Origin of the sequence: Longimicrobium terrae (assembly GCF_014202995.1) — a bacterium.
Classification (GTDB): domain Bacteria; phylum Gemmatimonadota; class Gemmatimonadetes; order Longimicrobiales; family Longimicrobiaceae; genus Longimicrobium; species Longimicrobium terrae.
The window spans coordinates 1-4,302 of record NZ_JACHIA010000043.1 but is presented as its reverse complement, the minus strand read 5'-3'; the positions used below and the strand labels follow the sequence as shown (position 1 = coordinate 4,302).

At 68.7% G+C, this 4,302-nt stretch carries 3 protein-coding genes; all 3 read right to left on the bottom strand.

Going from position 1 to position 4,302, the window contains the following annotated elements; genetic code table 11:
• Positions 1 to 659: 659 nt before the first annotated feature.
• The 3 genes from aroA to HNQ61_RS28095 all read right to left on the bottom strand — a co-directional run bounded on the left by aroA (position 660) and on the right by HNQ61_RS28095 (position 3,642).
• Entirely contained in the window at positions 660 to 1,952 is a 1,293-nt protein-coding gene (gene aroA, locus HNQ61_RS28105; protein WP_170038746.1) for a 3-phosphoshikimate 1-carboxyvinyltransferase, read from the bottom strand.
• A gap of 301 nt (positions 1,953 to 2,253) precedes the next feature.
• Entirely contained in the window at positions 2,254 to 2,649 is a 396-nt protein-coding gene (locus HNQ61_RS28100) for a hypothetical protein (protein WP_221305286.1), read from the bottom strand.
• Positions 2,650 to 2,862: 213 nt separating this feature from the next.
• The gene (locus HNQ61_RS28095; protein WP_170038750.1) at positions 2,863 to 3,642 is read right to left on the bottom strand and encodes a type III pantothenate kinase; all 780 of its coding nucleotides are present in this window, start codon (positions 3,640 to 3,642) and stop codon (positions 2,863 to 2,865) included.
• Positions 3,643 to 4,302: the final 660 nt, after the last annotated feature.

Here is a 4,302-nt window from a genome sequence, read left to right as displayed (position 1 = left end):
CGCCTGAGCGCGCCGCACATCGGGCAGTTCCCCGAACACTTCATAAAGAGTCATGCCTGCGTAGTAACCCATTCTCCCTGTATGAAACAGCCCTGCCCCCGACCCCTCCCCGTGCAAACTGCGCACGGAGAGGGGAGAACTGCGGATCGCTGCGCTTCGGGAGGTGCCGGTGCATTCGGACAGGCCCCCTCTCCCCGGCCCTCTCCCCCGCTCCGCGGGAGAAAGGGAGACCTCAGCGCCGCCGCCAGCGTCGTCACGGATGCCGCCGCTCGGAGCTTCGTCTACGCTCGTGACCGATCGCGGCGCTCTTCACCGCCCCACCACCCGCCGCACCGCACCATGTCATCCTGAGGAGGCGCCGCCCGAAGTCTCTGCCGCACGGATACTTGGCGCCGACGAAGGATCTACTTTCCCCGAGCCAACCGTCCCGCGCGAGCCGAGCCCGCCCCCCCTTGCAGTTGAAGCCCCGCACCGGACGCGCCAGCGGCTGGTGTCGGGGGTTTCGGCTGTCTGAGCGGCGGATTCATTCGCTCAACAGTGTCCGCGTCTGCTCGATACTACGCCCACCGCGCCGCCCGATCCGCCCGGACCAACCTCCCCCAGTCTTTTTTGGGGGAGGTGGGCGAGTAGTACGAGCCCGGTGGGGGCCGTCGCGAACCCTACCGCGCGCCCAGCCGCTCCAGCATCTCCCAGAACCCGGGAAAGCTCACGTCCACCACCGCGCGGTCGTCCACCTGGATGTCGTTCTCCGGCCGCATCCCCAGCACACCAAAGGCCATCGCGATCCGGTGATCGTGGAACGCACGGATGCCGCCACGCAGCGGGCGATCCGATCCGCGCACCACGATCCCGTCCTCCAGTTCCTCCGCCTCGGCGCCGATGGCCCGCAGGTTCTGCGCGAGCGCCGCGATACGGTCCGTTTCCTTTACGCGAAGCTCACCCGCCCCGGTGATGCGCGTTTCCCCCTGCGCGCGCGCGGCGAGCACGGCCAGCATGGGGATCTCGTCGATGGCGGCCGGCACTTCCGCGCCGCCGACGTCGATGCCCCGCAGCGGCGCGGGCGCGACGAGAAGGTCCGCGACGGGTTCGCCGCCGGCCAGACGCTCGTTCTCAAAGCGGATGCTGGCGCCCATCCGCTCCACAAGGCGAAAGAAGCCGGTGCGCGTGGGATTCACGCAGACGTTGCGGATGCGCAGTTCGCCCTCATCCGCCAGCAGCGCCAGCGCAACCAGGAACGCCGCGGACGACGGATCGCCGGGAACCGCCATGTCCAGCGGCGGAAGCGCGCGCCCGCTCGGCGTCAGGCGGAGGTTGACGGCGTCTCCGGTTTCCGACGTCTCCACGCGCTCGCCCAGCGCGGTCAGCATCCGCTCCGTGTGATCGCGCGACAGGCCGGGCTCGGTGACGGATACAGGCACGCCCGCGCCCAGCCCGCCCAGCAGCACCGCGCTCTTGATCTGCGCGCTCGCCTTGGGTGATCGATAATCGATCCCGTTCAGCGGGCCGCCGATGACCTCGATCGGCAGGCGGTCGGGCGCGCCGTGCTCACGGAAGCGAGCGCCCATCGCGGCGAGCGGGTCGGTGATGCGCCGCATGGGCCGGCCGCGAAGCGATCCATCTCCCGTCAGCGTCGCGCTGAACGGACGGCTGGCGAGCAGGCCCATCATCAACCGCGACGTGGTGCCGCTGTTGCCGCAGTCCAGGGCTTCCACCGGCGCCGTCCACGCGGCGATTCCCCGCCCCGCCACGCGGATCTCCGAGCCGTCCGCGGGAAGCACCGGCACGCCGCACCCCAGCGCGCGCAGCACGGACGCGGTGCTCTGGCAGTCCGCGCCCGGCAGCAGCCCGCGCAGCCGGCTCTCGCCCTCCGCCGCGGCGGCGAACATGAGCGCGCGGTGCGTGATGGACTTGTCGCCCGGAACGGTGACGTCGCCGGAAACGTGCAGCTTCATGATCGATGGACGCGAGGTTGGATCAGGGGCGAAACGCCAACCTACCCGGCCCGCCCCGCGCCCCGCAACGGCTCCTCCGCATCCATTGCCGGTGATCCAAGCGCGGCGGCTACGCGGGATTTGATCGCACGTGGCGGGATGTGGACGCCCGAGTGCTTCCCGTTCCGCCATCCGCCGCTTCAGCACGCGCGCATCGTCCTTCCACGAGCGCCGCGCCCAGCGATGCCCGTTGCGCTCAAAGTCCAACTGGCGCCGCACGGCATCGGACTCCAGCCAGAAATCGTATCGCCGCTTCCAGAGGTTAGTGCGCCGGGCCCGCCGCGGCGGCCGCGATGCAGATGATAACGATGGATTCAGCAACGGATTCCCGGATGATCCACGGAAGAAAGAGGACGGGAAAGAGCGGCGGCACGAGCCAGAAAAAGACAAACCACCACGCCCAGCAGGCGAACCGGTAGAACTCGTACGCGATCCAGAATGCCAGTACGCCGTACCCGATCCCGAATATGGCAAAGGCTATCCATTCGGAGTAGTGATACGTGATCGCGGCTGCGGGAGCGGACAGTGCGGACGCTGTTCCCACAGCGCAGAACAAGGCGATGATGAGCCACCCCATCGGCCCGTGCTCGGGATAGGTGAGCGCATGCAGCGGCAGGGGCGCACCGTTGCCGGCAGCGCGCGCGGGCAGCGTTTTCAATTGGATCACCGAGGTTGATACGGCGGATGGTGGACGCGTCGGTCAGACGCATTCAGCGGGCCGCGAACGCCTGTGTCGGGAGGTGGGATGCGGAGAAAGCATGGCGCCGATCGGAACCCGACACAGGCGATGGAAACGCACCGGATGGATGACGGCGAGGGCCCGGCCGCGGGTTGCGGCCGGGCCCTCGATTGCCGCCATGGGACGCACCGACTACGGTTCGACGCCCGCCAGGTGCTCCCGCGCGAACTCCAGCCCGTAGAGTGTCAGATAGGGTTCGATGCGCTGCACCGTGCGGCAGTGCGGGCCAATCAGCTCCGCCAAGCCGCCGGTGGCGACCACGAGCAGGTTGTCGCTCCCCCACTCCTCGCGAATGCGCGTCACGGTGCCGTCGATGGCGTCCACCGCGCCGTAGAAGATGCCGCTCTGGATGCACGCGTCCGTCCGCCGCCCGATCACGCGCTGCGGCGGAACGAGTTCCACGCGCGGCAGCTTGGCGGTGCGGTCCGTCAGGCTGGACGCGGCCGTCTTCACCCCCGGCGAAATCACCCCGCCGATGAACACGCCGTCACGGGTGATGCAGTCGAACGTGGTCGCCGTGCCCAGGTCTACCACCACGGTGTCGGTGCCGAACATCCGCTGGGCGGCGAGCGTGTTGACGATGCGGTCGGCGCCCACGGTCAGCGGCTCGTCCACGTCCAGCGTGATGGGCAGCGGCGTGCGCGCGTTTACGTCGATGGCGGAAACCGCGAGGTAGCGGCGGCAGGCGTCGCGCAGAACCGTCGTCATCGCCGGCACCACGGAGCCGATGGTGGCCGCGCGTACGGGGGACGATCCAACCCCCGACGCGGACAGCAGCTGCACCAGGATGAGGCCGTATTCGTCCGCGGTGCGGCGGGAGTCGGTGCTCACGCGCCAGTGCCCGCGCAGTTCCGAATCCTGGAACCACCCGATGACGGTTTCGGTGTTGCCGACGTCGAAAACGAGATCCATAGGGAAGGAAGTGCGTGAGTGCTGTGTGCGGGGTGCGTGAGTGCGACGGCACGGGGCGTGGCGCGTTCCGGAAGCATCATGCGCACGGCCAGCCGCGCGCTGGTTCAGCCGTGTGAGACGTATGTCCAGCCAGCCACGCCAAGCGTGCGCCGGTGCATTCCCGTCAGGCGTGCGCAGATCCAACCGCGCCAAGTGTGCGCCGCTTCAATCGCACGAGATGGGCGCGTGGATTCGCCACGGGTTCCTCCGCCCCTCCGCCAAAGGCGTCATCCTGAGGAGGCGCCGGACGCATTCTCCGCCCCGCCGTACTCTGGCGCCTGCTAAGGATCTACTCCCCGCGAGAACGGGCGTGCGTTACGCGACACTGGCTCGGCGGATGGTAGATCCTTCGGTCGCGCCCGGCCTTCGCGGGTCAGAAAGAGCGGTACACGCTCCCTCAGGATGGCATGAGGTGGGCGGCGTAGTGCGTTGCGGAAACGCAACTTGCACGTGCCGCAATCAAGCGGAATCGCGGCGCGGACGAGACGACGCGAGCGCGCGCCGATGCTTCCGCCCCAGTCCGCGAAGGCGGACTTTGCGCCGTTGTTGCCGCGACTTCAACGCTTGGTGTGAGTTTCGGGATACATTCGGTGCGCTCGGTGTACACTTGGGCGGTCCTTT